Here is a 3,132-nt window from a genome sequence, read left to right as displayed (position 1 = left end):
CCGCGACCGCACCGCCTGAAGATATCCGCCGCCTGCCAGCTGGGAGAACAGCAGACCACAGTACGGCGAAACTATTTTGTCGAAAACGGTGGTTTGTGTAGACAGCAGCGTTTCCATAGGTGAATAGGTCCTTCCTGTAGCCTAGTACCCGACCGACGGCTTTATTCTACTGATAGGTGTTCACCGCTAGAAAATGGTCGGCATCGTGATTTTCACAGCTGGGCGTGAGGACGCCTACGAGGATTATCGTCGGTCGGTCCAGGAGGGATATCAACCCGAGGAGCTCGCCGCATTTTTAGAAGAGAATTTTACCGCCAGAGCGAGTGATAACGAGCCGATTCGGTTGTGGGGGACTTCCGTCGAAGACAAGTGGCAAAACGTCTCCCAGGGCGATATCGCGCTTGTGTACCGCGACGGCGGCTTCATCGCTCAGGCGCGGGTCCTGAATACACTCGACGATTTCGAGCTCGCGGAGCACCTGTACGACGTGGAGGGGAACCCGTGGGATATCGACAACGCATGGCAGTATCTGACTTTCTTTACGGATTTCGAGGAGATTGAGGTCGATATTGAGCCGTTCAATAAACTCGTCGGGTACGATGAGAATTACCGGCCACAGGGCTTCACCCGCGTCGCCGATAGTCGCATTCGGGACGTACACGAGACGTACGACTCCGTCGAGACGGCGATTAGCGAACTCACTGAATCGGGATCGAAGGTCCATATTGTCGATGAGGAGGATGACAATGGGACGGACAGCGAGAACGCCGAGATAGCGCTTGGTTCCCGGCTCGTTGATGCGAGTCGGAACGGCTCGGACCCGGACACCTTCGAGCAGTTGGTTGCGAAGGCGTTCTCACGGTTGGGATTCGATTCGCAGTGGATTGAGGGTGGTGATGACACCGATGTCCAGGTGATCGCGCCGGTGCACGCGATTATCGAGGTCAAAGCCCGTGGCAGCGGGTCATTACAGTCGCCAGATGCTTCCCGAATTCGCGGTCATCGGGACGCATGTGGGGCCGAGCACGCGGTCGTGGTCGCTCCAGGCTTCCGGCCGGCCGCGATTGACGACGCCAACCGGGACGGATTAGTGTTACTGGACGCCGAACGGCTGGCGGCGCTGGTCGAACGATCGGACCATTACGGGCTAACGCCAGAGGCTATCGCGCCAGTGTTGTTCGAGCCGGGTGCGTTTCAGGACGACCGTCTTGACGACATCGACGATATAATCGGGGCTCGACTTACGGCTGCCGAGCAGCTGGTGGCCGTACTTGACGCGCTGGAACGGGGCGGCGGGTGGCACACACCGACTGAGATTCATCACATCCTCGTCGGGATGCTCGACGACGGTGTGCCCGATGCAGCGGCAATCGAGGACTCGCTGGTGTTGTTATCTCATCCGGCTCTTGGGGTCGTCAAGCGGGACGAGAAGCGGTATCGGCTGGCGACATCCGCAGCGATGGGCCGAGAGCTCCTGGAGAAGTCTGGGGAAATTGTTTCCGATGGGGTTGTTGAAAAAAAAAAATGAGCGGCAGGCACTGTCGAAGGCTTGAAACAAAATTTTCCTATTCATCTGTTGAGGAAAACTAAATCACGACCGTACCCAAATGCATGGTATATGGCCGTCGACACTGCCGCGGCAGCAAGGAGGGTCCACCGTACTCTCGACGAGTTTCTCGGGCAATTAGATTCGGATGTATCCGATGCTGAATTCAAGAAGCTCCTTTTCGGCAAGGCCACACTCAACGAAGTTGAGTTGGAGTATAAACCAGAGGCGTACACTCGTTATAATCTCGTTGAGCCACTGTTAGAGGCAGTCGAGCTAACCTATCAGCTTGAACCTCGAAGTGTCGGCGTACATCGCAAACGGTGGCCAGATTTGAGGCTCACAAGCACTGGGATTCCGTACATCGGTGAGGTGAAAGCGCTGAATAACGCCGAGCGTGGGCGTGAGGAAATAAAGGAATATCTGGGTATCGAGGGATTTGTCTCGCCATATGGGATGTTAACGGATGGTGTCGAGTGGGTCGTGTACGGCCCCTCAGCAGAGGGAGGCCGGAAATCGAGCCCGGTTGAGCGGACACAGCGCTCATTGAATGAAGCGTTACAGACAGTCGCTTTGACCGAAGAACACTGGGAAATGGACCTGTTGTCGGGAGCCATCCAGTCTGAGGGTATTCGGCAGATTGAGTCGTTCCCCGAGTTGTTCATGGCTGAGAAACTGGATGTATGGGCTCTCGAAAAAATGCCTGCAGAGTATCGAGCGGACTTCCTGACCCAGCACCAAGAACTGCAGACTTCGCTAGACTGGGACTGGGAGTAGATGGACTAGTTGGGAAGGCCATCTTGAGATATGAGGATAGAGTAAAGCAAAATAAGCGTGTTTCAGCCCTTGGTTCCTCGGAGACCAAGTCAGCAATACCCTGAGTCTCTTCAGTGGTTAAGCGCCAGTGCGTCGAGGCTCACTTCGGAGTGCCAATCGATCTGCTAATAAGCTATAAGCCAACTAGCGGCACTCCCCTCATGAGACTGGCCAATATTAGCGCGATAATCAGGACTAGTGAATCAGGAGCCTCAAATGGCTGTATCCCTAACTACTAATTATTAACTATCGAAAACCTCTCAAGATGGAGTAACATGAGGGTATGACTACGTGAACCTTTCCGGTGACTTCTCCAGAGGGCCCTGCGTGGGAGACGGGAAAAATGAATTCCCCAAGTAGGTTGTAACCATCGTTGAATTCACAGATAACTGACCTCTATCAATCGATTTTATTTACCCTCATTATGATAACCGCGTATGAGCGGTCAAGAACCATATACGAATTCTTATCTCTTCAACGAGAGGTATCTTCAAGAAGAACTGCGACGACGGCCTGAATGGAACTGTGATGAAAAAGCCAGAGAATCACTCTCTGAGTTACATTCCTTGTTTGAAGAGGAATATGAAACCGTTCAGAATTACGAGGACGACGAAGGCGATACGATTGACGATTGGATTCAACCGGCTCTGGTGAATCACTGGACGGCGTCGGCTTCGACCGTCAGAACTAGGAAGATGAAGCGGGAAACCGCCGATGATTCATGTCTAAGATCTCCCGCTTCACAAGCAACGTCGTTCAGTTAGCTAAAA

3 protein-coding genes are annotated in these 3,132 nt (G+C 53.5%); all 3 read left to right on the top strand.

Going from position 1 to position 3,132, the window contains the following annotated elements; genetic code table 11:
• Positions 1-193 precede the first annotated feature (193 nt).
• The 3 genes from G9463_RS23450 (at position 194) to G9463_RS23440 (ending at position 3,126) form a co-directional block, all read left to right on the top strand.
• On the top strand, positions 194-1,528 hold the full coding sequence (locus G9463_RS23450; protein ID WP_193569720.1) for a restriction endonuclease: 1,335 nt from the start codon (positions 194-196) through the stop codon (positions 1,526-1,528).
• Positions 1,529-1,618: 90 nt separating this feature from the next.
• Positions 1,619-2,323: a hypothetical protein gene (locus G9463_RS23445; RefSeq protein WP_165897977.1), complete on the top strand. Its 705-nt coding sequence runs from the start codon at positions 1,619-1,621 to the stop codon at positions 2,321-2,323.
• 476 nt (positions 2,324-2,799) lie between these two features.
• Entirely contained in the window at positions 2,800-3,126 is a 327-nt protein-coding gene (locus tag G9463_RS23440; RefSeq protein WP_165897976.1) for a hypothetical protein, read from the top strand.
• The last annotated feature ends 6 nt before the right edge of the window (positions 3,127-3,132 follow it).

Origin of the sequence: Haloarcula sp. JP-Z28, assembly GCF_011440255.1 — an archaeon.
GTDB classification, from domain to species: domain Archaea; phylum Halobacteriota; class Halobacteria; order Halobacteriales; family Haloarculaceae; genus Haloarcula; species Haloarcula marismortui.
Note: the sequence above shows the minus strand (reverse complement) of the source record. Positions and strands in the feature narration are given on the sequence as shown.